This is a genomic window from Microlunatus capsulatus (assembly GCF_017876495.1).
Lineage (GTDB): Bacteria > Actinomycetota > Actinomycetes > Propionibacteriales > Propionibacteriaceae > Microlunatus > Microlunatus capsulatus.
Genome location: NZ_JAGIOB010000001.1, coordinates 2581837 through 2605258, shown reverse-complemented (window position 1 = coordinate 2605258; position 23422 = coordinate 2581837). Strand labels below are relative to the sequence as shown.

The following is a 23422-nucleotide window of genomic DNA, read 5'->3' as shown; positions in this document are numbered from 1 at the left end:
GCCGCCGGACCCGGCGCGCCGCCGGTCGCGCACGGCGGTCTGGCTGGTCTCCGGCGGTGGCGGCGCCGTGCCCCGGGGCCGCGCGGGTGAGCGGACCGGCGGGGAGGGCACGTGACCGCCCTCGCCCCGGCCCGCGCGGTGACGCCGCCCGCGTCGCGCGCTCCCCTCCCCGGGCACGCGTCGAGCCGGCTGGACGCGACGGTGCGGACGGCCTCCGCCCTCGTGCTGTGGCTGGGCCTCGTGCTCGTCACCTCCTGGTGGACCGCCGCCGGCGGCGTCCAGGAGCTGGCCCGCTGGGGCGACGGGCTGACCTCGGTGGGGCGGCTGGCGGGCCTGTGGTCCGCGGACCTCCTCCTGGTCCAGGTCCTGCTGATGTCCCGGCTGCCACCGCTGGAGCACGCCTTCGGGCGGGACCGGCTGGCCCGGGTCCACCGCGTCGTGGGGTTCGCGTCCTTCGACCTCATGCTGCTGCACGTCGCGGCGATCCTGCTCGGCTACGCCTCCGGCCGCTGGTCGGCCCTGCCGGGCACCACCTGGGCGCTCGTCCGCGACGAGCCCGGGATCCTGCTGTCCGTGGCCGGGACGGCGTGCCTGGTCGCGGTGGTCGCCACCAGCGTCCGGGCCGCCCGCCGGGTCCTCCGCTACGAGTCGTGGCACCTGCTCCACCTCTACGCCTACCTGGGCGTGGGGCTCGCGCTGCCGCACCAGCTCTGGACGGGCACCGAGTTCCTCAGCTCCCCCGGCCGGACCGTCTACTGGTGGACCCTCTGGGCCGGCGCCGCGGGCGCCGTGCTGGTCTGGCGGGTGGGCCTGCCGCTCGTCCGCAGCCTCCGGCACGGCTTGCGGGTCACCTCGGTGGTCCGGGAGGCCAGCGACGTCGTCTCGGTCCACATGTCCGGACGGCGGCTGGACCGGCTGCCGCTGCGGTCCGGGCAGTTCATCTCCGCCCGCTTCCTGGACGGCCCCGGGTCCAGCCGGAGCAACCCGTTCTCCGTGTCGGCTGCCCCGGACGGCCGGAGCATCCGCATCACGGCCAAGGCGCTGGGTGCCGGCAGCGCCCGGCTCGCCTCCCTCCGGCCCGGCACCCGGGTGCTCTTCGAGGGCCCCTACGGCCGGCTCAGCAGCCGGGCCCGCACCCGGCCGCGCGTGCTGCTGGTCGGGGCCGGGGTGGGCATCACCCCGATCCGGGCGCTCGCCGAGGACCTGGCGGCCGCACCGGGCGACATCACGGTGCTCCACCGCTACACGGGCGAGCCGCTCTTCGCCCGCGAGCTGACCGTGCTCGCCGCCGAGCGCGGCCTCCTGCTGCACCCGCTGCCCGGCCCACGATCGCATCCTGGCGCGGTGCTGGGCGCCGCGGCCGGGCCCGACGAGCTGGCCGCGCTGCGGGCCTGGGTGCCCGACGTGGCCGAGCGCGACGTCTTCCTCTGCGGCCCGACCGCCTGGACCGACGGCGTCGAGCGCCTCCTGCACGCGGCAGGTGTGCCGCGCGACCACCTCCACACCGAGAGCTTCGCATGGTGAACCGATGAGAAGGATCGTCCTCTGGCTGGCCGCGACCGTCACCGTCGTGGTCCTGCTGTTCAGCTACCACACCTCGACCGACGCTCCGGCCGCGACGCCGCCCGCGGCCACGGCGAGCAGCACGCCGGGCGGCTCCTCCAGCGCGACGGCGGGCGCCGGCGCACCCCCGGCACCCGGCACCAGCCCGACCACGACCGCACCGAGCTCCCCGCCGGCGTCCGGATCGCCGTCGACGGCGAGCGGCGGCGGCGGCACCTACACCGGCGACGTCGCGCAGACCCGCTGGGGACCGGTCCAGGTCGAGATCACCGCGGCCGACGGCCGGCTGACCGCGGTGCAGGTCGTCGAGTACCCGACGGAGAACCCGCGGGACCAGGAGATCAACGCGCGCGCCATCCCCACCCTGGTCGACGAGACGCTCTCGGCCCAGAGCGCGGAGATCGACATGGTCAGCGGCGCCACCGTGACCAGCGAGGGGTACCTGCAGTCCCTGCAGTCCGCCCTGGACCAGGCCGGGATCTGATGACGGCCGACGTCCGCGCACCCGAGGTCGGGGAGTCCCCCGCACGCCGCGTGGGCACGGTGATGGGCACCGTCGTCAGCCTCGCGCTGCGCGGCCGGCACGCCGGCAGCACCGCCGGTGAGGCGGCGTGGCAGGAGGCGATGGCCCGGCTCCGTCATGCCGACGCCCTGTTCAGCACCTACCGGGCGGACTCCGTCGTCAGCCGCGTCGACCGCGGCGAGCTGGCGCTGCCCGCCTGCCCCGCCGAGGTGCAGGAGGTGCTGGCCCTGGCCGAGCGGGCGCACCGCGACTCCGGCGGCGCCTTCGCCGTCTGGCGCCCCGACGTCTCGGGGAGGCCGCGGCTCGACCCCAGCGGCGTCGTCAAGGGCTGGGCCGCCGACCGCGCCGCCGCCGCCCTCGCGGTGCTCGACGACACCGACTTCTGCCTCTCCGTCGGCGGCGACCTGGTCTGCCGGACGCTGGACGACGCCGCCCCCGCCTGGCGGATCGGGATCGAGCACCCGCACGACGTGCGCAGGCTGGTCGCCACCGTGCCCGTCCGCACCGGCGCGGTAGCCACCTCCGGCACCGCGCGCCGCGGCGCGCACCTCGTCGACGCCCGGACCGGCACTCCTCCTGCGGGCATCGCCTCGGTCACGGTCATCGGCGACGACCTCGCCGGCGTCGACGTCGACGCCACCGCCGCCTTCGCCCTCGGGCCCGACGCCGCGCGGTGGCTCCGCGGACGGGCGGGGCGGACGGGCCTGATCGTGTGGTCCGACGGGACGACGGAGGTGGTCACCGGCGGGGCGGCGGCATCGCCGGCCCCCCGGTGCTGACCGGGATCAGCTCCCCGACCGTCACCCACGACCACTCGCACCAGATCACGGAGGGGGGCACGGGCACGCCCGGTACGTCGCCCGGAGCAGGAAGGTCACCGGGGGTCCCGTACGTCGACTCCGAGCGGCGCACGACCGAGGTCGTGGGTCGCGCGACCACCACGTCTGCCGATCAGCTCGGAGGGCTGCCGGTAACGGGGAGACCACGACCTGACGCGACGCGGGGACGTCCGGCACGCGATCGCCCACCAACCGGCCGCGGGCGTGTGAGGATCACCCCATGAGCCTTGGCCTGGGAATCTTCCTCCTCGTCGTCGGCGGCATCCTGGCCTTCGGTGTCCGCGACCAGTTCGACGCCTTCGACCTCACCGCGATCGGCTACGTGTGCATGGCCGCCGGGGTGCTGGCCATCGTGCTGACCCTGGTCCTCCAGCAGCAGCGCCGCCGGACGAGCCACACCAGCTACGTCGAGCGTCGCGACGACACCCGGCCCCCGACGGTCTAGTCCGGGCAGACACCGGGCGGGCCCGTCCGTCAGGACGTGATCGCCGTCATCCTCAGGGAGACGAGGACCCCGGGCAGCTCGACGCCGAGCCTGGCCACGTAGCGGGTGGGCGGTCGGTCGGGGAAGGCGCGCGCGTACTCCTCGTTCAGGCCCTCGAAGTCGGCGGGGTCGGCGAGCAGGACGCCGACCTCGACGATGTCGTCGTACCCCGCGCCCGCGGCATCGAGGACGGCGAGGCAGTTGAGGACGGCCCGCCGGGTCTGCTCCTGGATGGTGGGGCCGGCCAGCGCTCCGGTCGCCGGGTCCACGCCCGTCATGCCGGCCACGTGGACGTGGTCGCCGACGCGCACGCCCTGGCTCCACAGCGCCGAGCGGGGGGCGCGGTCCGTGCTGATCAGCTGGCGACCCATGGCCGGATCATCCCAGCCGCCCGGGCGGACGGCAACGGCAGCGCGTCAGTCGACGGCGTTGGACAGCTGGTCGAGAACGGCCACGTCGTCGGTGTCCAGGTCGAAGTCGAGCTGCGCGTTGGCCGCGATCCGCTCCGGGGTCACCGACTTGGGCAGCGGCAGGACGTCCTTCTCCAGCAGGTAGCGGATCGACAGCTGGGCCACGCTCTTGCCGTACTTCCCGGCGATGCCGGCCAGCCGGTCGTCCTCGAGCAGCTTGCCGGTGGCCAACGGGGAGTACCCCTCGACGAGGATGGCGTGGTCCTGGCAGTAGGCGGTCGTCTCGGGCTGGGTGTTGCCGATGAACCACCGGATCTGGTTGACGTGCGGGGTCACCTCGGTGCCGGAGGCCAGCGACTCGAGGTCCTCGACGTCGAAGTTGGAGACACCGATCGAGCGCACCCGACCGGCCGCGTGCAGCTCCTCGAAGACCTTCCAGACCTCGATGTTGCCCGCCCGGTGGTCCGAGCCCATGTCCTGCCAGGGCCACGGGGCGTGGATCAGCCACAGGTCGACGACGCCCAGGTCGAGGTTGGCCGCCGACGTCTCGAACGCCTCGCGGGCACCCTTGGCGTCCTTGATCTCGGCCGGGAGCTTGGTCGTGATGTAGACCTCCTCCCGCGGCACGCCCGAGTCGCGGATGGCCCGTCCCACGCTCCGCTCGTTCCCGTAGGCCAGCGCCGAGTCGATGTGCCGGTAGCCGACCCTCAGGGCCTCGGCCACCGCGTCGTAGGCCTCGGCGCCTTCTGGGATCTGCCAGGTGCCGAACCCGATCTTCGGGATGGCGTGGCCGGAGGAGAGGGAGAACGTCTCGGTGAGGATGGGCACGACGCGAACCTACCGCCGGCCCTGGCCGGGTGATGTCCCGGTCCCCTCGCCGGTCGCCGGGCCCCGGTGGTCGACCGGGCTGCGCGAACCAGTCGTCGTCGACGTCACCGTGGCGGCTGGTCACCACGACGCCTCGACCTGGTCGTCCGTCCAAGGCCGACCACACGAGGGTCGGCCCCTGCCGTGCGTCCCGTACCCGGGCTCCGTTGCCACTGCGTCGAGCGGCATGCGACATCGCTGGCTTGATCACACCCCGGAGATGTGAGCGAGCGGGTGGTCAGGTCAGGCGAGCTTCTCCCGATCGGCGGCGTCGAAGGAGCGCAGGTCCTCGAACCGGCCCTGCTGGACCTTGAGGACCCACTCGGGGTCGCTGAGCAGGGCTCGTCCGACAGCGACGAGATCGAACTGGCCCTCCTCGAACTGATCCAGCAGCTGGTCCAGCGGCACCGTGCGGGCGCGGCCTCCGGCGGTGTAGGCGGTCATGAGGTCGCCGTCGAGGCCCACCCCTCCGACGGTGATAGTGGGTGTGGCGGTGATCTTCTTGACCCAGCCGGCCAAGCCGAGGGATGAGTCCGGGAAGGCGGCCTCGACGTGGCGTCGGGTGGAGACGTGGAAGACGTCCACCCCGGCGGTGAGCAGAGGTGCCAGCACTGCTTCCAGCTCGTGCGGCGTCTGGGCCAGGCGGGCGTGGTAGTCACCAGCTTTCCAGTTCGAGAGACGGAAGATGATCGGGAAGGCAGGGCTGGTCGCGGCTCGGCAGGCAGCGACGACCTCGGCGGCGAAGCGCGCCCGCCCCGCGGGTCCACCGCCGTAGAGGTCGGTGCGGAGGTTGGTGCCCGACCAGAGGAACTGGTCGAGGAGGTAGCCGTGCGCTCCGTGCAGCTCGATGCCGTCGAAGCCCAGGCGCTGGGCGTCGGCGGCGGCTCGGGCGTAGGAGGAGACGACCTCGTCGATGTCCGCGACGGACATGGCCTCGGACCCGGTCAGACCCGGGTAGCGACCCGAGGGGCTGATGGAGCTCGTCTCCGGGTGGGGGCCGCTGCCGGGTGGGCGCTGGGCCCCGCGGTGCCACAGCTGCGGCACGATCCGACCGCCGGCCGCGTGCACCGCCCGGGCCACCTCCTGCCAGGCCTGCAGGGCCTGATCGCCGTAGAACTGCGGCACATCGGTCCTGTCGCCGGCGGCCGCGTGGTCGATGAAGGTCCCCTCGGTGACGATGAGCCCGACGTCGCCCGCGGCCCGGCGGGCGTAGTAGGCGGCCACGTCCGGACCCGGGATCCCTCCTGGGGAGAACTCGCGCGTCATCGGGGCCATCACGAAGCGGTTGGCCAGCTGCAGGCTCCCCAGCCGGAAGGGGGTGAACAGCGGCGAGACGTCAACGGTCACAGCGGCACTCCTAGGATCAGCGGATCGCGATAATCTAATGTATCAGGAAACCGCGATATGCTTTACCCATGGTCGATCTCGACACGTCGCTGATCTTCAAGGCGCTCGCCCACCCGGTGCGACGACAGATCCTCACCTGGCTGCGCAGTCCGGAGGGGTTCGAGCCCCAGGAGCATCCTGACTCGGCGGTGTACGGGATCTGTCTCAGCAGCATCCAGCACCGCGCGGGCACGTCCCAGTCGATGACCTCGCAGCACATGGCCGCGCTCGAACGCGCCGACCTGGTCCAGAGCCACCGCCTGGGACAGTGGACGCACTACCGCCGCAACGAGGACGTACTGCGACGTTTCGCAGCCCACGTCGCCAAGGACCTGTAGGAGCCATCGGCCGTGATCGGCGGGCCAAAGGTCTGCACCCACCAGGGCTCGACCACTTCGGTCCGCCTCGCACGAGGGTCGGTCGCTGACGCGCTCCGCACAGGGCCGGCCACCACCAGCGCTCTCCCGGGAGCTGTTCCCTGGGGGGACCCGCCCGGATCGACGGGCCTGGGCGGGTCAGCTGGTCGACGCGCGGTCGTCGCGGACCTACGGGTGCGAGATCGGGCGCTGGCGCGCGCTGACCGGACTGCTGCCGTGAGCCGGCGCACGCACGGTCGAGCGCCTGCTCCCGGTCCGGACCCGATCCGGCTCTGCCGCCGATGAGGCCCTGCGAGCGCTAGCCTCAACCAGATGCCCCCCGGACTGCGGATCCTCGGCATCACCCTGGTGACGGCCGCCGCCTTCGCCGCGGCCGTGGTGGTCACCGGGTTCCTCGCGTGCGGCGTGTCGGGCTGCAGCGGCGCCGGGTTCGGGCCGGCGTACGCGCCGGTCCAGGGCCAGATCGGTCTCGTGGTCTGCGGTGCGCTGCTGGTGCCCTTGGCGGTCCACCTGCTCGGCGGCCGGCCGCACCTGGAGCGGGTGGCTGCCGAGTTGGTCGCCGGCGTCGTCGGCGCCGTGCTGGCGATGGCCCTGCTGGGCCTGGGCCCCGACGGCTGCCCGTCCGGTCAGACCCGCGCCAGGGCGGGTGCCGAGGACTTCGCGCCGGGCACCCTCACCTGCGTGGGCGGCCCCGGCGGCGGCTAGGACCGTGCCGCGTGCTCCTGCGCCTGCTTCCAGGCGTACCGGCGGTCGGCCGCGTCGATGCTGGCGCGGCTGCGGAGGTCGACGCCGGCCCGGGCAGCCGCCCGCTCGATCTCGGGGCTCCGCAGGTCGGGGATCGTGACGACCGCGGGCTGGATGGCCCGGTCACGGTCGGCGTAGCGGCGCTGCTGCACCGCCAGCTGCTCCGACACGACGGCGGCCTGGCTGGCCGACAGCGTCGTCGCGGGCGCCGAGCCCGTGAGTGCCGTGCTGACCAGCGGGTAGTACCCGGAGGCGTGACCGCTGCGGTTCGGGTGGAAGGACTCCGACGTCGGGCTGGCCAGCCCGTTGAGCCACTCCACGTCGTCGCAGACGGCATGGCTGACGAACCGGGCCGTGGGGCTGCTGTAGGTCAGCCCGGCCCCGGACCCCGCCACGGCCGCCTGGATGGTGCTGTTGAGCAGGTCGGCGGTCGCGTTCAGGCGGGCCTCCTCGGTCGGGGAGAACCAGGTGAGCAGGTTGCAGTCCTCGCCGTTGAAGATCCGCGGGTAGCCGGCGACGACCACTCTGGCCTGCGGAGCGCGCGTCCTGATCGCCTTGTAGAGGGCGGTGAGGCCGGCCGGCAGCTGCGTCCTGATGATCGACTGAGCCCGGTCGACCGCCGCGTTGCAGTTGCTGGCCCAGGAGGGCTTGGCGCACTCGGTGAGGACGCTGGCGAACCCGGCGTCGTTGCCGCCCACGGTCAGGGTCACGTAGGACGTGGTGCTGCTCAGCGCGGGCAGCTGAAGACTGCTGACGTCAGCGACCTTGGCGCCCGAGCAGGCCCGGAAGTTCAGGGCGAGGCTGCTGCGGGTGGCGATCAGGGACGGGTAGGCGTACGCCGACCGCTGGCAGGTGGTGCCGTCGCTGAGGTAGCTGCGAGTGCCCGTGCCGGAGGAGTAGGAGTCTCCCAGCGCCACGTAGGAGGTCCCGGCCGCGGCGGCGGGACCCGCCGTGGGAGCGAGCAGCACCAGCCCGGTCAGGACGCTGACGACGACGGCGACCAACCTGCGCATGGTTCTCCTCGGTCCGGCGAGCGCGGCCCTGCCTCGCACCGGCGGACGCTAGCACCCGTGGTGGTGCTGCGGACCGGAGTCGTCCTCCAGGAGCGTGTGCACGAGTCGACCAGGGCCGCGGAACCGCCGCTGCGCCCGCACGAGCGGAAGAACGCAGGATCCTGTTCAGAGGTGTGACGGTGTCTTGACCGTGGACCCATCGGCTCCCAGCGACGAGTAGGAGCGGGATGGCGGCCGAGGTGGTCAGCAGGACTGCGCTGGCGAGGGATTTTGCTGGCGCACCCGGAGAGACTCGAACTCCCAACCTTCTGATCCGTAGTCAGATGCTCTATCCGTTGAGCTACGGGTGCTCGTCGCCGCAGCACGCCGCGGACAACGGTTGATCACTATACCGATGGCAGCGCCCGGACGCGAACCGGCCCTCCGCGCGCCTCCCCGACCCCCGTCCCACCGGCGCGCCGCACGGCCCCGGCGGCACGTTTGACATCGTCCGGTGTTCTCCTAGAGTTCATCCGACGGCTGCCTCCAGCGTCACCACTGGAGCACGGGCGCCCTCCGAGCGCAGATAGGAAAGCGACGTGACAGTGCTGTTCGTCGTGATCGCCGTCGTCGTCGTGGCCCTGGTCTTCGACTTCACCAACGGTTTCCACGACAGCGCGAACGCGATGGCCGGCCCCATCGCCACCGGCGCGCTGCGCCCCCGCACGGCGGTGGTCATCGCGGCGGTGCTCAACCTCGTCGGCGCCCTGCTGTCCACCGAGGTGGCCAAGACGATCTCCGGCGGCTTCTTCGACGAGTCGCTGATCACCGCGCCGATCATCCTGGCCGGACTGGTCGGGGCCATCATCTGGAACCTGCTGACCTGGCTGCTCGGGCTGCCGTCCAGCTCCTCCCACGCCCTGTTCGGCGGCCTCATCGGCGCCGTCATCGTCGGCGCCGGGATCAGCACGGTGCACGGCTCGGTGATCGTGTCCAAGGTCCTGCTGCCCGCGCTGGTCGCCCCGCTGGTCGCCGGCGTCGCCGCGGCCGTGGCGACGCGGATCGCCTACCGGATCACCGCCCGCGCCGACCGCTCGCAGACCGACGCCGGGTTCAAGTACGGCCAGGCCTTCACGGCCTCCCTCGTCGCCCTGGCGCACGGCACCTCCGACGGCCAGAAGACGATGGGCGTCATCACCCTCGTGCTCATCGCCGCCGGCCTGGCCATCGGCCTGGGCACGTACTCCGGCGGCTGGCGGATCATGCGCACGATGGGCAAGGGCATCGTCGAGATCGAGACGCCGCAGGGCGCGGCCTCGGGCGCGGCCACCACGGCGACCATCCTCGCCTCGTCCCACCTCGGCTTCGGCCTCTCCACCACCCACGTCAGCACCGGCAGCATCCTCGGCTCGGGCGTCGGCCGCGAGGGCGCGGAGGTGCGCTGGTCGGTGGCCCGCCGGATGGTCTTCGCCTGGGTGCTGACCCTGCCGGCCGCCGGCCTCGTCGGCGGGCTCTCGGCCCTGGTGGCCGAGCAGGGCACCGCCGGCGTCATCATCCTGCTGGTGCTGCTGGCCGTCGCCTGCGCCGTCATCTGGGCCTTCTCCCGCCGGAACAAGGTCGACCACGAGAACGTCACCGACAGCGCCGAGGTGATGGTCTTCGCCAGCGCCCGCACCTTCCCGGGTCACCCGGTCGAGGGTGACGACCACGGCCAGGGCTCGACGACGCGGCGCACCGGAGCGGGCTCGCGGTGAGCATCGACTGGTGGGCCCTGGTGCTGGTGGCGCTGGTCTCGATCGGCATGTCCGTGCTCTTCGTGATCCTGCTCTCGGCGGGCATCCGGCTGGTGGTCGCCGCCCGCGGCCGCAGCAGCGGCGCGGCCGTCGCGCTGTCCGGCGGCTACGCGCTGCTCGGCCTGGCCGGGCTGCTCGTGCTCTTCGGGATCTACCTCATCGTCCCGCAGTTCCACTGACTAACCGGTTCCGCTGACCCCCGGTTCCGCCCACTCCTCCGGTCACCGGACGCCGCGACGCAGCCCCCGGCCGGCCAGCGCGCCGGTGAGGGCGCCGTCAGCCAGCACCCGTACCCCGGCGACCCAGACGTCGTCGACGCCCTCGGCCAGCGCCCGCGGCTCGTCGTAGGTGGCCCGCGCGGCCACGGCGGCGGGGTCCACCAGGACGACGTCGGCCACCGCCCCCGGCCGCAACGAGCCGCGACCCGCCAGCCCGAAGCGTTCCGCCGGCAGCGCGCTGTGGTGCCGGACGACGTCGGCCCAGCCGAGGTCGCCGCGCTCGGCGGCGAACACCTGCAGGTAGCGGGCGAAGGTGCCGTAGGCCCGCGGGTGCGGCACCGCGCCCCGGAAGATGCCGTCCGAGCCGCCGACGTGCGCCGGGTGGGTGAAGGCCACGGCCAGCTCGGCGTCGTCGCGCTCGACGGGGGTCCGCATCACCACCCCCACCTCGAGGTCGGACGCGGCCAGCACCCGCAGCCCGAGCTCCGCGGCTGACGTCCCGGCCCGCTCCCCCGCCTCGGCCAGCGTCAGCCCGGGCAGCTCCTCGTAGCCGGGGGCCGCGACGTGGGCGTAGCGGACCTGCTCGGCCCACCGCGGGCCCATGTCCGCGCGGGCCGCGAGCACCGGCACCCAGGCGTCGAGCACCTCGGCGCGGACGGCCGGGTCGGCCAGGGCGGCGGCGCCGGCGCCGACGCCCTCCGCGAGCAGCGTCGGCGGGAGCAGCAGCATGCTCAGCAGGGAGGACCCGCGCGAGTAGGGGTAGGAGTCGAAGGTCAGGTCCACCTGCGTCCGGGCCCGGTCCACCAGCTCGCGGACCAGCGCCGAGCGGGCGTGCAGGTGCGAGACGTGCCCGCGCACGCCGGCGTCGCGGCAGATGGCCACGACCTCGTCCAGCCCGGCCGCCGCGTTGTCCTCGTAGCCGCCCCGCATGTGGGTGACGTAGAGCCCGTCGACGGGCGCCAGCGGCCGGCAGAGGGCCGTGATCTCCTCGGTGCCGGCGAACAGCCCGGGCACGTAGTCGAGCCCCGTCGACAGGCCCAGCGCGCCGTCGGCGAGGCCGGCGGCCACCAGCTCCTGCATGGCCGCGACCTCGGCCGCCGTCGCCGGACCGGGACGCAGCCCGCAGACCTGCTCGCGCACCGTGCCGGCGGGGACGAGGTAGCCGACGTTCACCGGCGACGCACCGTCGTAGCCGGCCAGCAGCGCGGCCACACCCGGTCCGCGGTAGGTGGGGTGGGAGCCGTTGAGGGCGGCGAAGTAGCGGGTGGCGAAGCTCCCGTCGCCGGGGGCGAAGGAGACCCCGTCCTGGCCGGCGACGACGGTGGTCACGCCCTGCCGGAGCAGCGCCAGCGCCACCGCCGGGTCGAGGACGGCGGCGTCGGCGTGGCTGTGCGCGTCCACCAGTCCGGGCAGCACCAGCCGGCCCGTGACGTCGACGACGACGTCGGCCCCGGCCGGGTCCCCGTCGACGACGCGGCCCTCGGCCAGCAGGAGGTCGCCCGGGCGCTCCCCGTCGGCGTCGACGAGGGTGCCGCCGCGCAGCGCCGTGAGGACCGGCGCGGCCGCCGCCGTCACACCGGGCCCGTGGTGAGGTCCCGGGCCATGGCGACCTGGCCGGTGAGCAGACCCCCATCGACGGGCAGGGTCACCCCGGTGATCCAGGAGGCCTGGTCGGAGGCGAGAAAGGCGATGGCCTGCGCCACCTCGTCGGGCTGACCCACGCGGCCGAGCGGGTAGTAGCTGCCCATCCGCTCGAGGAAGCCCGGCTCGGCGGCGGCGCGCTCGTTCCAGGTGGGCGTGGCGATGGTGCCGGGGGCGACGGCGTTGCAGCGGATGCCGTCGCGGCCGTGCCGGGCGGCGACAGAACGGGTGAGGCTGACCAGGCCGGCCTTGGCCGCGGAGTAGACGTCGTTGCCGAAGTAGCCGAGGCCGTTGACCGAGGCCACGTTGACGATCGCGCCGCGGCGCTGGCGGCGCATGGCGGGCAGGCAGACCCGGATCATCCGGACGGCGCCGAGCAGGTCGACGTCGAGCTCGTCGAGCATGTCGGCGTCGTCGTCGCGCTCGTCCAGCTCGCCGGCCGAGATCCGCATGGCGTTGTTGACCAGCACGTCCACCCGGCCGAAGTCGGCCTGCAGCTGGTCGAGGACGGCGGCCGCGGCGGAGAGGTCGCGGATGTCGAGGGTCATGGCCACGGCCCCGTCGAGGGCCTCGGCCGTCTCGACGGCGCTGTCGCCGTCGACGTCCAGGACGACGACCTGCGCGCCCTCGGCGGCGAAGAGCCCGGCCGCCGCGCGGCCGATCCCCGACCCGGCCCCGGTGACCAGCACCACCTGCTCGGCGAAACGCATCGGGATCCTCCTGCTGGTCGGGGCGGGGTCAGAGGGAGCGGGGGTCAGGGGAGGCGGGGAGTCAGAAGAACGTGTGCACGGCGTCCAGGACGGCGGGGTCGGGATGGGCGGCGTCGTCCACCACGGCGATCGCCCGCCACTTGTCGAACGCGGTGCAGGGGTGCGAGAGCCCGAGCCGGACGACGTCGCCCACGGCCAGCGCGCTGGCCGGCTCGACGTCGACGTAGGCGTGCTGGTCGTTGAGCCGGGTGAGCGTGGCCGGGCCGATCTCCACCGGCTCCGGCTCGCCCAGCGGGCGCCGGCGGACGGCGTCGAGCAGGACGGGCAGGTCGAGGTCGAAGGGCAGGTCGCGCTTGCCGGCGTCGAGGACGACGAGCCCGGGCTCCGGTCGGGAGAGCACCTGGGCCCGGACGTGGATGGCCGGGCGGAGGGCCGGGCCGCCGCCGCGGGTGCTGGGGGTGACCTGCGCGTAGTGCACGTCGTCGTGGACGACGTAGGCCCCGGAGCGCAGCAGGACCTCGACGCGGTGGCCCTCCCGCTCCCCGGCCAGCGGGCCGAGGACGTCGACGACGGCGTCGAAGTGCGCGCTGCCGCCGGCCGTCAGGGTGACCACCGGCGTCTCGAAGCGGTCCGCCAGCCGGCCGTGCGCGTCCGCCAGCCGCTGCAGGAAGGCCTCGACGGCGGCCAGGCCCTCGGCGGTGCCGCCCGCGCCGACGACGGCGCCCTCGTAGCCGCTGACGCCGGCCAGCACGCAGGCCGGGGACGCGACGACCCGCGCGGCGACGGCGTCCACCTCGGCGTCGGTCCGGGCCCCGGTGCGGCCGCCGGGGGCGCCCAGCTCGACGCAGACGGTCAGCGGGCGCCGGGGCGGCACGCCGGCCAGCGCCGCGTCGATCCGCTCGACGGCGGCCACGGAGTCGACCCAGTGCAGGACCTCCAGCGCGGGGTCGGCGTCGCGGGCGGCGGCGAGCCAGCGCAGCTCGGCCGTGGCGACCAGTTCGTTGGCCACCACGAGGGAGCGGACCCCGAACGCGTGCGCGGCGCGCAGCTGCGCGGCGTTGGCCACGGTGATCGCGCGGGCACCGGCGTCCAGCTGGGCCAGCCAGAGGGCCGGCGCCATCGTCGTCTTGCCGTGCGGGGCCAGCGCGACGCCGCGGTCCGCGCACCAGGACGCCATGGCGGCCAGGTTGGCCGCGACGGCGCCGGCGTCCAGGGTCATCAGCGGCGAGCCGAGCTCGGACACCCGCAGGCCGGCGCCCGCCAGGTCGCGCGCCGCGAACCGGCCCTCGAGGCCGGCGAAGCCCTGGTGCCGCCAGTCCAGCGGCTCGGCCGCCAGCGCGTCGACGAAGGTGCGCAGCAGCGCGTGCCGGTCCGGGGCGCGACGGTCCTGGGCTGAGTGGTCCTGGGCGGGCCTGTCGGGCACGTCAGGCGGTCCCGGACGGCTCGACGGCGTCAGGCAGCACCGCCACGACGTCGATCTCGACGAGGATGTCCATCAGCTGCGAGCCGACGGTCGTGCGCACCGGGTAGGGCTCCACCATCCGGCTCCGGTAGACGGCGTCGTAGCCGGCGAAGTCCCGTTTGAGGTCGGCCAGGTGGGTGGTGACCTTGACGACGTCGCGGAGCCCGCAGCCGGCCGCGGCCAGGGCCGCCTCGAGGTTGTCGAGGACGCGGGCGGTCTGCTCCTCGATCGTGTCGCCGACGTTGCGCTCGGTGGCCGGGTCGACCGGGCCGAAGCCGGCGGTGAACACCAGCGAGCCGGCCTGGATGACCTGGGAGTAGCTGCCGCGCGGCTGGGGCGCGGAGTCGGAGGTGAAGGCCTGCCGCATGGTCGTCTCCCGAGGGGGTGAGGGGTCGCCCGCAGCGTAGCGAGGGCGGCCCGGCCGACCGGCTCCGGGGATGGGAAGACCCCGGCCGAACAGGCGTCGGACGGGGTCTGACCAGCTGGCTCGTGTGGCGGAGGCGGCGAGATTTGAACTCGCGATGGGCTTTAAGACCCAAACCCGCTTAGCAGGCGGGCGCCATAGACCGGACTAGGCGACGCCTCCCACACTGAGCGCCCACCGGGGCGAGCGCCCGGCAAGACTACCGACCGACCGCGCCGGGAGGCAAAAGCCACCCCGGAGAGCCTCCGCGCGCCGGCCCGCGGGCTCCGGCGGCCACGTACAGTGGGCCTCGCCCGTCCCGCCCGCCCCGTCGTCGAAACGCCTTGTGGGAGCACCCGTGACCGACCAGCCGCCCGAGCAGGGCCCGTGGAGCTGGGACCTCCCCTCCTCCGGGGCGACGGCGATCCCGACCCCCGGCCGCAGCTTCCGGCGGACGGCCGCGCTCACCGTCGCCGGCACCGTGCTGCCCGGCCTGGGGCTCATCGCCGCCCGCCGGCGGGTGGTCGGCGGCGTCGTGCTGGGGCTGTTCGCGGTCGCGCTGGTGGTCCTCGGGCTCTGGGCGGCCCTGGACTGGCAGGGCCTGCTGGCCCAGTTCGTCAAGCCGTCGGTCCTCTACGCCACCAGCTCGGTGCTGGTCGTGCTGGCGCTGGCCTGGGTGGGCGTGGTCGTCGCCAGCCACCTCAGCCTCCGCGGCCGGACGACGCGTCCGCAGCGGGTGGCCGGCGGGCTGCTGGTCGCCGTGCTGGCTTTCGCGGTCGCGGCCCCGATGGCGGTGGCCGCGCGCTACAGCTACGACACCGCCTCGTCGGTGCAGGGCGTCTTCAAGAGCCAGGACGACAGCCGCAGCGCCACCCGGCCGACGCTGGGCGGCAAGCCGACCAAGGGCGCGACGGCCGCGGCCGACCCCTGGGCGGACAAGCCCCGGCTCAACGTGCTGCTGCTGGGCGGCGACGCGGGCGACGGCCGCACCGGCACCCGGACCGACACCGTCATCCTGGCCAGCATCGACACCGCGACCGGCGACACCACGCTGTTCAGCCTGCCGCGCAACACCGGCCGGATGCCGTTCCCGAAGAAGTCGGCGCTCAGCCGCTACTACCCGGACGGGTTCACCACCGGCGACGGGGACGACCCCGAGCACTTCCTCAACGCCATGTACGACAACGTGCCGAACACGGTCCCGAAGGACGTGCTGGGCGAGACCGACAACCTGGGCGCGGACGCGCTCAAGCTCTCGGTCGGCACGGCCCTGGGGCTCGAGGTCGACTACTACGTGCTGATCAACCTGCAGGGCTTCAGCAAGATGATCAACGCCCTGGGCGGCATCACGCTCAACATCAACAGCTACATCCCGATCGGCGGCAACACCGATCTCGGCATCCCGCCGAAGGAGTTCCTCGAGCCCGGGCCGAACCGCAAGCTCGACGGCCGCGGCGCCCTCTGGTACGCCCGCGGCCGGTTCGGCTCCGACGACTTCGCCCGGATGGACCGCCAGCGCTGCGTGATCGACGCGATCATCAAGCAGGCCAACCCGGCCAACATGCTGGCCCGCTACGAGGACGTCGCCAAGGCGGGCAAGCAGATCGTCCTCACCGACATGCCGCAGGAGGTGCTGCCGCTGATGGTGGACCTCAGCCTGCGGGTCAAGGACGGCAGCGTCCGCAGCATCGTGTTCAAGCACGGCGAGGACGGGTTCCTCAGCCCGAACCCGGACTTCGACCGGATGCGGCAGCGGGTCAAGGTCGCGCTGGGCGAGACCAAGGCGGCCAAGCCGTCGGGCGGCTCGACGTCGAAGAAGCCGTCCCCCTCGGGCAGCGCCTCGAAGACGGCGAAGCCGAAGAAGACCGAGAGCGAGGACGTCGCGGACTCCTGCGCCTACGACCCGGAGATGGCCGCCACCGCGACGCCGTACCGCGGCTGACGCGTCGGGCTGACCCGCTCCGGCGGGCTCACTCCAGCGGGCGGTAGCCCCGGTGGTCGTCGAGGCGCTGGCGCAGGGCGTCGAGCAGCGCGGCGAACCGCGGGTCGGCCGGGCCACGCGGGTTGGTCACGACGAGGCCGTCGGCCGGGTCCTCGGTGACCACCTGCAGCTGCGGGTGGTGCAGCGTCACCTCCTGCACGTCCTCCCAGGCCACCGAGCGCGACTGCCCGGCGCGCGTCACGCGCACCGCGTCCGGGGCCAGCTCCACGCGGGTGCGCAGCCGCCCGCTGAGCACGACCGCGGCCACCACCAGCGCCAGGCCCGCGGCGAGGAGCAGGCCCCCGAGGACGGCGACGACCAGCGGCAGGTCCAGCGCCCCCCAGCCGACCAGCAGCAGCGCCCCCAGCACCTCGGCGCCAGCGGCGATGGCCAGGGCGCGGACCGGCGGGGTGGCGACGAGGTCGAAGCGCTGGACCGGGGGCTGGACGACGGGGTGCGGGCTCACCCGGGAACCCTAGCGAGCGGCGACGACCGGGCCGGGCGCGTGCGGGGCCGCCGGTGCGCGAGGACCGCGGCAACCGGCTCAGCCGCCGACGACCTCCAGCAGGGCCGGTCCCCACTTCTCCAGCTTGCCAGCCCCGATGCCGGAGATGGCGGCGAGCTGGTCCAGCGCCGTCGGCGCCACCAGGGCGACCTGGCGCAGCGTCGCGTCGTGGAAGACGACGTAGGGCGGGACGCCGGCCTCCTTCGCCGTCGCCGAGCGCCAGCCGCGGAGCCGCTCGAACAGCTCCTCACCGGTCGCGTCCAGCGGGACGGCACCGGCCGCCGACGACTTCTTCCGCGTCCGGGTCCCGGCGGCCTTCGGGGCCTCCCGGCGCAGAGCGACGGTCCGCTCCCCGCGCAGCACCGCCCCGGAGGCCTCGGTGAGGGTCAGGGTGCCGTACCCGTCGGCGACGGACAGCAGCTGCTGGGCGAGCAGCTGCCGGACGACGCCGCGCCACTCGTTCGCGTCGAGCTCGGTCCCGATGCCGAAGACGGTCAGGTCCGTGTGCCCCAGCTGGGTGACCCGGGGCGTGGTGTTGCCCAGCAGGATGTCGACGACGTGCCCGGCGCCGTAGCGCTGCCGGCGGTCGGCCAGCCGCCACACCGCGGACAGCAGCTTCTGCGCGGGCACGGTCCCGTCCCAGGTCTGCGGCGGGCTGGTGCAGGTGTCGCAGTTCCCGCAGGGCTCCGCCTGCTGCCCGAAGTAGGCGAGGAGCTGGACGCGGCGGCACTCGACGGTCTCGCAGAGGGCGAGCATCGCGTCGAGGTGCGCAGCGAGCCGGCGGCGGTGGGCGGCGTCGCCGTCGGAGGAGTCGATCATCTTGCGCTGGGACACGACGTCGGCGAGCCCGTAGGCGAGCCAGGCGGTCGCCGGCTGGCCGTCGCGCCCCGCTCGACCGGTCTCCTGGTAGTAGCCCTCCACCGACTTCGGCAGGTCGAGGTGGGCGACGAAGCGGACGTCAGGCTTGTCGATGCCCATGCCGAACGCGATGGTGGCCACCATCACCAGGCCGGGCTCGCGCAGGAACCGCGCCTGGTTCCGCGCGCGGACCGCGCCGTCGAGACCCGCGTGGTACGGCAGGGCGGTGATCCCCTCCCGGTTGAGGAACACCGCGGTCTCGTCGACCGACTTCCGCGAGAGGCAGTAGACGATGCCCGCGTCGCCCGCGTGCTCGGTGCGCAGCAGGGTCAGCAGCTGCTGGCGCGGGCTGTCCTTGCCGACGATCCGGTACTCGATGTTGGGCCGGTCGAAGCTGGCGACGAACTGGGTCGCGTCCTGGAGCTCGAGCCGGGTGACGATCTCCGCGGCGGTCGCCTCGGTGGCCGTGGCGGTGAGCGCGATGCGGGGCACGTCGGGCCAGCGGTGCCCGAGCATGGCCAGGGTCAGGTAGTCGGGCCGGAAGTCGTGGCCCCAGGCCGAGACGCAGTGCGCCTCGTCGATCGCGAACAGGGCGATCCGGCCGCGCTCGAGGAGCCGCACGGTGTCGGGGACGTTGAGCCGCTCGGGCGCCAGGTAGAGCAGGTCGAGCTCACCGGCCAGGTAGGCGGCCTCGACGTCGCGGCGCTCGTCGAGGCGCTGGGAGGAGTTGAGGAACGCCGCGCGGACGCCGAGGGCGGCGAGGGCGTCCACCTGGTCCTGCATCAGCGCGATCAGCGGGGAGATGACGACGCCGGTGCCGGGGCGGACCAGCGCTGGCACCTGGTAGCAGAGCGACTTCCCGGCGCCCGTCGGCATCAGCACGAGCGCGTCGCCGCCCCCGACGACGGTGTCGACGACCTCGGCCTGCTGCCCGCGGAAGCTGTCGTAGCCGAAGACGGTCCGCAGCACCTCGAGGGGGGTGCCGGCGTCGGGAGGGGTGGTGGTGGTGGACACCATGGTGCGCTGCTGACTCCTGTCCGGCGGTGCCGACGTCTGGCGGCGAGGGTGGGATTCGAACCCACGGAACGGTCTCCCGCTCGGGCGCTTTCAAGGCGCCTGCACTAGTCCACTATGCGACCTCGCCCGCACGTGGCCGTCGAGCGCCCGGCCCCGGGACCACCGCAGCGTAGCCGACCGCCCGCGTGGCAGGCTCGCCGTCATGAAGGCGATCGTGGCCCGCGAGGCGGGCGGCCCGGAGGTGCTCGGGCTCACCGAGGTCGACGACCTGAGCGCCGGTCCGGGCGAGCTGCTGGTCGACGTCACCGCCGCGGGGGTCAACCGGGCCGACCTCCTGCAGCGGCAGGGGCACTACCCGCCCCCGCCCGCCGCGAGCCCGCTGATCGGGCTCGAGGTCTCGGGGCACGTGGCGGCGCTCGGGGAGGGCGTCGAGGGCTGGGCGGTGGGCGACCCCTGCGTCGCGCTGCTGGCCGGCGGCGGCTACGCCGAGCAGGTCGTCGTCCCGTCCGGCCAGGTGGTCGCGCCCCCGCCCGGCTTGAGCCTGGTCGAGGCGGCCGGGGTCGTCGAGGTCGCGGCGACGGTGGTCTCCAACCTCGACCTGGCCCACCTGGGGGCCGGGGAGGTCTTCCTCGTGCACGGTGGCGCCGGCGGGATCGGCTCCTTCGCGATCCAGTACGCCCGCGCACTGGGCGCGACGGTGCTGGCCACCGCCGGCAGCGAGGACAAGCTGGCCTACTGCCGCTCCGTCGGCGCCCACCACGCCTTCTCCTACCGCGACGACTGGGCCGCGCAGGTCCGGTCGGCGGCCGCGGACGGGGTCGACGTGGTGCTGGACAGCATGGGCGCGAAGTACCTGGAGGCGCACCAGCAGCTGATGGCGACCGAGGGCCGGCTGGTGGTCATCGGGATGCAGGGCGGCAGCCGCGGCACCCTCGACCTGGGCGCGCTGCTGGCCCGGCGCGGACTGGTGACTGCCACCTCGCTGCGGCCGCGGCCGCCGGCGGAGAAGGCGGCGATCTGCCGTCGGGTGGTGGAGCGCGTCTGGCCGCTGCTGGCCGACGGCACGATCACGCCCACCCCGCAGACGACGTTCCCGCTGGCCGAGGCGGCTTCCGCGCACGCCCACCTCGAGTCCGGCGACAACCTCGGCAAGGTGGTCCTGGTCGTCCGCGGCTGAGCCGGTGCCGTCCGCCCGGGCGGGGTGTTGTCCGTCCGGCGTCGGTGTTGTCCGTGCAGCTGGACGTCTGGTAATCGAACACCTGTTCTCCTAGCGTGGTGGCGTGGACGAGGACGAGACCCCGGTGGGGCGGCGGCTGGCGGCGCTGGCCGACGCGCTGGCCGGGCTGGTCGACGAGGTCGAGGGCGGCGGGCTGGACCACCTCGACGCTGCGGGCCTGGTCGCCTTCCTGCAGGACCTCGAGACCGTCCGCAACCGGCTGCCGCTGGTCGACCACCGAGCCCTGCGCGACGCCGCCGACCGTGATGTGGCAGGGGCGCTCGGCCAGGGCCGGCTCACCCGGCTGCTCACCGCGGCGCTGCGGATCTCCGCCGGCGAGGCGCACCGCCGGGTCCGGGCGTCCGAGCAGGTCGGGCTGCGGGTCACCGCGCTCGGCCAGCCCGCACCGCCGATCCGGCCCGCCCTCGCCGCCGCCCAGCGCGCCGGTGAGGTGACGCCCGAGCAGGTCGACGTCGTCTGCCGCGGGCTCGCCCACGTCGACCTGCCGGGCTACGACGCCGCCGCGGTCACCGAGGGCGAGCGCGAGCTCACCCGGCTGGCCACGGTGCTCGGGCCGCGTGACCTGCAGGTCTGCACCGAGCGGTTCGTCGAGCACCTCGACCCCGACGGCAGCCGGCCCCAGGAGCAACTGGTGTCCGACCGGCGACACCTCGAGCTGCGGCGCGGCCGCGACGGGAGCTGGCGGGGCGAGCTGCGTCTCACCGGGACCCTGGGCGCCAAGCTCCGTGCCGTCCTGCTGCCGCTGAGCCTGCCGCGCACCGACGTCGTCCCGGGTCCCCGCGGGGGGCTGGTGGAGGTCCCGGACGGACGGACGCACGGCCAGCGGCTGCACGACGCCCTGGAGGACGTCTGCGACCGCGTCCTGCGCGCCGGCGACCAGCCGGCGTCCCCAGCACCGTGCTGGTGACCATCGAGCACGAGAGCCTGCTGCGGGGCACCGGTTACGGCACCACCGTCGACGGCCACGCGATCCCGACCGCCCAGCTCCTCGAGCTGGCGGCCGAAGCGGAGATCATCCCGACGGTGCTGGACCGTGCAGGGGCGGTCCTGACGCTCGGCCGGTCCCGCCGGATCGCCTCGCGTAGCCAGACGCTCGCCCTCGCCGTCCGCGACGGCGGCTGCAGCTTCCCCGGCTGCGACCTGCCCCCTCCCGTGGTGCGAGCGCCACCACATCACCGCCTGGGTCGACGGCGGGCGCACCGACCTCGACAACCTCACGCTGCTGTGCCGCTACCACCACCACAACGACGCGGCGCGCGGCTGGACCTGCCGGATGGGCGAGGACCGGCTCCCGGACTGGGTCCCGCCGCCGCACGTCGACAGGACCCGGACCCCCTGCGCAACGCGCGCCTCTCCGCGCCGCGGCCGGGTCGGGCGGTGAGCGAGCCCGGTCTTACGCTCACCGGATGACTGCCGACGGCCCCACCATCCTGGCGACCTCGGGCGGGCTGCGGCCCGGCCGCCGCACCCGTTGGGAGTTCTCCGCGCTGACCGAGCACGCCCTCGAGCTGGCCGGGGTGTCCGGGCGCGCCCCGAGGATCTGCTTCCTGGCCACGGCGTCGGGGGACAACCCGGCCGCGCTGACCGGCCTCTACGAGGCGGCCATCCTGCGCGGGCTGCACGCCTCCCACCTGACGTCCTTCGGGATGCCGAACGTCGAGGACCCGGCCGCGCACCTGCTCGAGCAGGACGTCGTCTGGGTGCTGGGCGGCAGCGTCGCCGGGTTGCTGGCGCTGTGGCGGCTGCACGGCTACGACCGGGCGCTGGAGCAGGCCTGGCGGGCCGGCGTCGTGCTCACCGGGGTGTCGGCCGGCTCGATCTGCTGGCACGAGGGCGGGACGACGGACTCCTTCGGCCCCGACCTGCAGCCGGTGACGAACGGGCTCGGGCTGCTGCCCTTCAGCAACGGCGTGCACTACGACAGCGAGGAGCAGCGCCGGCCGCTCTTCCAGTCCCTGGTGCAGGACGGGACCCTGCCCACCGGCTACGCCACCGACGACGGGGTGGGCCTGCTCTACCGGGGCACGACGATGGTCGAGGCGCTGGCCGAGGAGGACGACAAGGCCGCCTACCGCGTGGAGGCCGGGGAGGAGGCCGCCGTCGAGACGCGGCTGGACACCCGCCGGCTCTGAGCCGCGGCGCGGACGGCTGCCGTCAGCGCAGCTCGGGCGAGCCCTGGGCGGCGACGGCGGCCTCGGCCCGGTCGCGCGGGACGTCGAGGGTCCGCGCGCAGTAGGTGCAGGTGTCCAGGTAGCGGGTGCCCACCGGGAACAGCGGGATGAAGAACAGCGTGAACCGCCGCGTGCGCTTGATCAGCTGGTGCGCGGCCTGGTTGCCGCAGACGTCGCACACGTAGAACAGCGTCGCCAGCAGCACCTGCTTGGTGCTCAGTCCGAAGATCAGCACGGCGCCCCCTCCTGCGGCTCCCGGGCGGGAGCGCCGCACCAGGGTGCCACGGCCGCCTCCGGGCCCCACGCCGCCTCCCGCGACCGGGGACCCGCACCGGCCCGACCCGCATGTCGCGGGAGCCCGGACCTACTTCTTCTTCTTCTTGCTCCCGCCGCCCTTCTTGCCCAGCTCGGCCTGTGCGGCCGAGGAGGTGCGCGGGTTCTTCTTGCCCTCCTTCGAGGCCTTCGCGTTCGCCTTCTTGGCGGTGTCGCTGCCCTTGCCCTTCTTGTCAGCCACGGACGGCCTCCTCCTGGTCGATGTGCGCCCATCCTGCCAAGGCCGTCGGGGCTCCCGGAGGCAGCCGCCGGCCCGCTGCTCGGCACGCTCGACCCGCCCGCCGTTTCAGCAGGGACGGGCGGGGTTATGGTGCACCTGGGAGGCGAGATGGACATCCGCAAGACGTTCCTCGAGTGGCCGGTGCTCCGGCAGCTCACGGGCAAGGACCCGCTGGGTCGGGGCTCCGCCGTGCAGTCGCAGCGCACGCGCGACCTGGCGCCGCGCACCCGGACCGCAGACCGCGTCGTGCAGAGCATCTGCCCCTACTGCGCCGTCGGCTGCGGGCAGAAGGTGTACGTCAAGGACGAGCGCGTCGTGCAGATCGAGGGCGACCCGGACTCCCCCGTCTCCCGCGGGCGGCTGTGCCCCAAGGGCTCGGCCAGCGAGCAGCTGGTCAACTCGGCCGGCCGCGCCACGACGATGCTGTACCGGCGCCCCGGCAGCACCACCTGGGAGAAGATCGGCGTCGAGCAAGCGACCGACATGATCGCGGACCGCGTCGTCGCCTCGCGCCGCCGGCACTGGCAGGACACCGACGAGGAGGGCCGCCCCCTCCGCCGCACCATGGGCTTCGCGGCGCTCGGCGGGGCCACCCTGGACAACGAAGAGAACTACCTGATCAAGAAGCTCTTCACCGCGATGGGCGCCATCCAGATCGAGAACCAGGCCCGTATTTGACACAGTGCCA

24 protein-coding genes, 3 tRNA genes and 1 pseudogene are annotated in these 23422 nt (G+C 74.2%); 13 read left to right on the top strand and 15 right to left on the bottom strand.

The window, feature by feature from the left end:
• Positions 1-111: 111 nt before the first annotated feature.
• The 4 genes from JOF54_RS12015 to JOF54_RS12000 all read left to right on the top strand — a co-directional run bounded on the left by JOF54_RS12015 (position 112) and on the right by JOF54_RS12000 (position 3370).
• On the top strand, positions 112-1524 hold the full coding sequence (locus JOF54_RS12015) for a ferredoxin reductase family protein (RefSeq protein ID WP_307804093.1): 1413 nt from the start codon (positions 112-114) through the stop codon (positions 1522-1524).
• A gap of 4 nt (positions 1525-1528) precedes the next feature.
• A complete protein-coding gene (locus JOF54_RS12010) occupies positions 1529-2047 on the top strand; it encodes an FMN-binding protein (RefSeq protein WP_210056043.1) in 519 nt (172 codons plus the stop codon).
• Positions 2047-2865, top strand: coding sequence for an FAD:protein FMN transferase (locus JOF54_RS12005; protein WP_210056041.1), 819 nt, complete (start codon positions 2047-2049; stop codon positions 2863-2865). The genes JOF54_RS12010 and JOF54_RS12005 overlap by 1 nt, the downstream gene beginning before the upstream one ends.
• Positions 2866-3145: 280 nt before the next feature.
• Positions 3146-3370 carry a DUF6458 family protein gene (locus JOF54_RS12000; RefSeq protein ID WP_210056039.1) on the top strand — a complete coding sequence of 75 codons (225 nt, stop codon included), beginning with the start codon at positions 3146-3148 and terminating at the stop codon, positions 3368-3370.
• Positions 3371-3399: 29 nt separating this feature from the next.
• Here JOF54_RS12000 and JOF54_RS11995 read toward each other — a convergent pair whose 3' ends face one another.
• The 3 genes from JOF54_RS11995 to JOF54_RS11985 all read right to left on the bottom strand — a co-directional run bounded on the left by JOF54_RS11995 (position 3400) and on the right by JOF54_RS11985 (position 6033).
• Complete coding sequence (locus tag JOF54_RS11995) at positions 3400-3780, bottom strand: RidA family protein (RefSeq protein ID WP_210056037.1); 381 nt, start codon at positions 3778-3780, stop codon at positions 3400-3402.
• Positions 3781-3825: 45 nt separating this feature from the next.
• Positions 3826-4647, bottom strand: coding sequence for an aldo/keto reductase (locus JOF54_RS11990; protein WP_210056035.1), 822 nt, complete (start codon positions 4645-4647; stop codon positions 3826-3828).
• A 282-nt stretch (positions 4648-4929) separates the two neighbouring features.
• Entirely contained in the window at positions 4930-6033 is a 1104-nt protein-coding gene (locus JOF54_RS11985) for an NADH:flavin oxidoreductase (RefSeq protein ID WP_210056033.1), read from the bottom strand.
• A 68-nt stretch (positions 6034-6101) separates the two neighbouring features.
• Here JOF54_RS11985 and JOF54_RS11980 point away from each other — a divergent pair, with 68 nt between their 5' ends.
• A complete protein-coding gene (locus tag JOF54_RS11980) occupies positions 6102-6410 on the top strand; it encodes an ArsR/SmtB family transcription factor (protein WP_210056031.1) in 309 nt (102 codons plus the stop codon).
• 351 nt (positions 6411-6761) lie between these two features.
• On the top strand, positions 6762-7154 hold the full coding sequence (locus JOF54_RS11975) for a hypothetical protein (RefSeq protein ID WP_210056029.1): 393 nt from the start codon (positions 6762-6764) through the stop codon (positions 7152-7154).
• Here JOF54_RS11975 and JOF54_RS11970 read toward each other — a convergent pair.
• Positions 7151-8206 carry an SGNH/GDSL hydrolase family protein gene (locus tag JOF54_RS11970; protein WP_210056027.1) on the bottom strand — a complete coding sequence of 352 codons (1056 nt, stop codon included), beginning with the start codon at positions 8204-8206 and terminating at the stop codon, positions 7151-7153. The two genes, JOF54_RS11975 and JOF54_RS11970, sit on opposite strands and share 4 nt — an antisense overlap.
• 274 nt (positions 8207-8480) lie before the next feature.
• Positions 8481-8556 (bottom strand) — tRNA-Arg (locus tag JOF54_RS11965).
• A 228-nt stretch (positions 8557-8784) separates the two neighbouring features.
• Here JOF54_RS11965 and JOF54_RS11960 point away from each other — a divergent pair.
• The gene (locus JOF54_RS11960) at positions 8785-9939 is read left to right on the top strand and encodes an inorganic phosphate transporter (RefSeq protein WP_210056025.1); all 1155 of its coding nucleotides are present in this window, start codon (positions 8785-8787) and stop codon (positions 9937-9939) included.
• Positions 9936-10157 carry a hypothetical protein gene (locus JOF54_RS11955; protein WP_210056023.1) on the top strand — a complete coding sequence of 74 codons (222 nt, stop codon included), beginning with the start codon at positions 9936-9938 and terminating at the stop codon, positions 10155-10157. The genes JOF54_RS11960 and JOF54_RS11955 overlap by 4 nt, the downstream gene beginning before the upstream one ends.
• 42 nt (positions 10158-10199) lie before the next feature.
• On the opposite strand, the gene JOF54_RS11950 is transcribed toward JOF54_RS11955, so the two are convergent.
• From JOF54_RS11950 to JOF54_RS11930, 5 genes are all read right to left on the bottom strand, one after another.
• Entirely contained in the window at positions 10200-11771 is a 1572-nt protein-coding gene (locus tag JOF54_RS11950; RefSeq protein ID WP_210056021.1) for an N-acyl-D-amino-acid deacylase family protein, read from the bottom strand.
• Positions 11768-12547, bottom strand: a complete 780-nt coding sequence (locus tag JOF54_RS11945; RefSeq protein ID WP_210056019.1) for an SDR family NAD(P)-dependent oxidoreductase — start codon at positions 12545-12547, stop codon at positions 11768-11770. The genes JOF54_RS11950 and JOF54_RS11945 overlap by 4 nt, the downstream gene beginning before the upstream one ends.
• A gap of 61 nt (positions 12548-12608) precedes the next feature.
• Positions 12609-13970 (bottom strand): type III PLP-dependent enzyme domain-containing protein, encoded by a 1362-nt coding sequence (locus JOF54_RS11940; protein ID WP_210056017.1) that lies wholly within the window; start codon positions 13968-13970, stop codon positions 12609-12611.
• Position 13971: 1 nt separating this feature from the next.
• A complete protein-coding gene (locus JOF54_RS11935; RefSeq protein ID WP_210056015.1) occupies positions 13972-14376 on the bottom strand; it encodes a RidA family protein in 405 nt (134 codons plus the stop codon).
• Positions 14377-14501: 125 nt separating this feature from the next.
• Positions 14502-14595, bottom strand: a tRNA-Ser gene (locus tag JOF54_RS11930).
• A gap of 175 nt (positions 14596-14770) precedes the next feature.
• Between JOF54_RS11930 and JOF54_RS11925 the strand changes: the two genes are divergently transcribed.
• Positions 14771-16354 (top strand): LCP family protein, encoded by a 1584-nt coding sequence (locus JOF54_RS11925; protein WP_210056013.1) that lies wholly within the window; start codon positions 14771-14773, stop codon positions 16352-16354.
• A 28-nt stretch (positions 16355-16382) separates the two neighbouring features.
• Here the strand turns inward: JOF54_RS11925 and JOF54_RS11920 are convergent, their stop codons facing one another.
• The 3 genes from JOF54_RS11920 to JOF54_RS11910 form a co-directional block, all read right to left on the bottom strand.
• A complete protein-coding gene (locus JOF54_RS11920; protein WP_210056011.1) occupies positions 16383-16859 on the bottom strand; it encodes a hypothetical protein in 477 nt (158 codons plus the stop codon).
• A 78-nt stretch (positions 16860-16937) separates the two neighbouring features.
• On the bottom strand, positions 16938-18773 hold the full coding sequence (gene recQ, locus JOF54_RS11915; RefSeq protein ID WP_210056009.1) for a DNA helicase RecQ: 1836 nt from the start codon (positions 18771-18773) through the stop codon (positions 16938-16940).
• Between the two features lie 37 nt (positions 18774-18810).
• Positions 18811-18900, bottom strand: a tRNA-Ser gene (locus tag JOF54_RS11910).
• A gap of 75 nt (positions 18901-18975) precedes the next feature.
• Here JOF54_RS11910 and JOF54_RS11905 point away from each other — a divergent pair.
• From JOF54_RS11905 to JOF54_RS11890, 3 genes and pseudogenes are all read left to right on the top strand, one after another.
• On the top strand, positions 18976-19950 hold the full coding sequence (locus JOF54_RS11905; RefSeq protein WP_210056007.1) for an NAD(P)H-quinone oxidoreductase: 975 nt from the start codon (positions 18976-18978) through the stop codon (positions 19948-19950).
• A gap of 103 nt (positions 19951-20053) precedes the next feature.
• Positions 20054-21420, top strand: a pseudogene (locus JOF54_RS11900) (DUF222 domain-containing protein).
• Positions 21417-22142 carry a Type 1 glutamine amidotransferase-like domain-containing protein gene (locus tag JOF54_RS11890; protein ID WP_210056001.1) on the top strand — a complete coding sequence of 242 codons (726 nt, stop codon included), beginning with the start codon at positions 21417-21419 and terminating at the stop codon, positions 22140-22142. Before JOF54_RS11900 ends, JOF54_RS11890 begins: the two are co-directional and overlap by 4 nt.
• Before the next feature lie 22 nt (positions 22143-22164).
• Here the strand turns inward: JOF54_RS11890 and JOF54_RS11885 are convergent, their stop codons facing one another.
• Positions 22165-22416, bottom strand: a complete 252-nt coding sequence (locus JOF54_RS11885) for a zinc-ribbon domain-containing protein (RefSeq protein WP_210055998.1) — start codon at positions 22414-22416, stop codon at positions 22165-22167.
• A gap of 129 nt (positions 22417-22545) precedes the next feature.
• On the bottom strand, positions 22546-22695 hold the full coding sequence (locus JOF54_RS11880) for a hypothetical protein (RefSeq protein ID WP_210055996.1): 150 nt from the start codon (positions 22693-22695) through the stop codon (positions 22546-22548).
• Between the two features lie 126 nt (positions 22696-22821).
• Between JOF54_RS11880 and JOF54_RS22175 the strand changes: the two genes are divergently transcribed.
• Entirely contained in the window at positions 22822-23412 is a 591-nt protein-coding gene (locus JOF54_RS22175) for a molybdopterin-binding domain-containing protein (RefSeq protein ID WP_245358061.1), read from the top strand.
• The last annotated feature ends 10 nt before the right edge of the window (positions 23413-23422 follow it).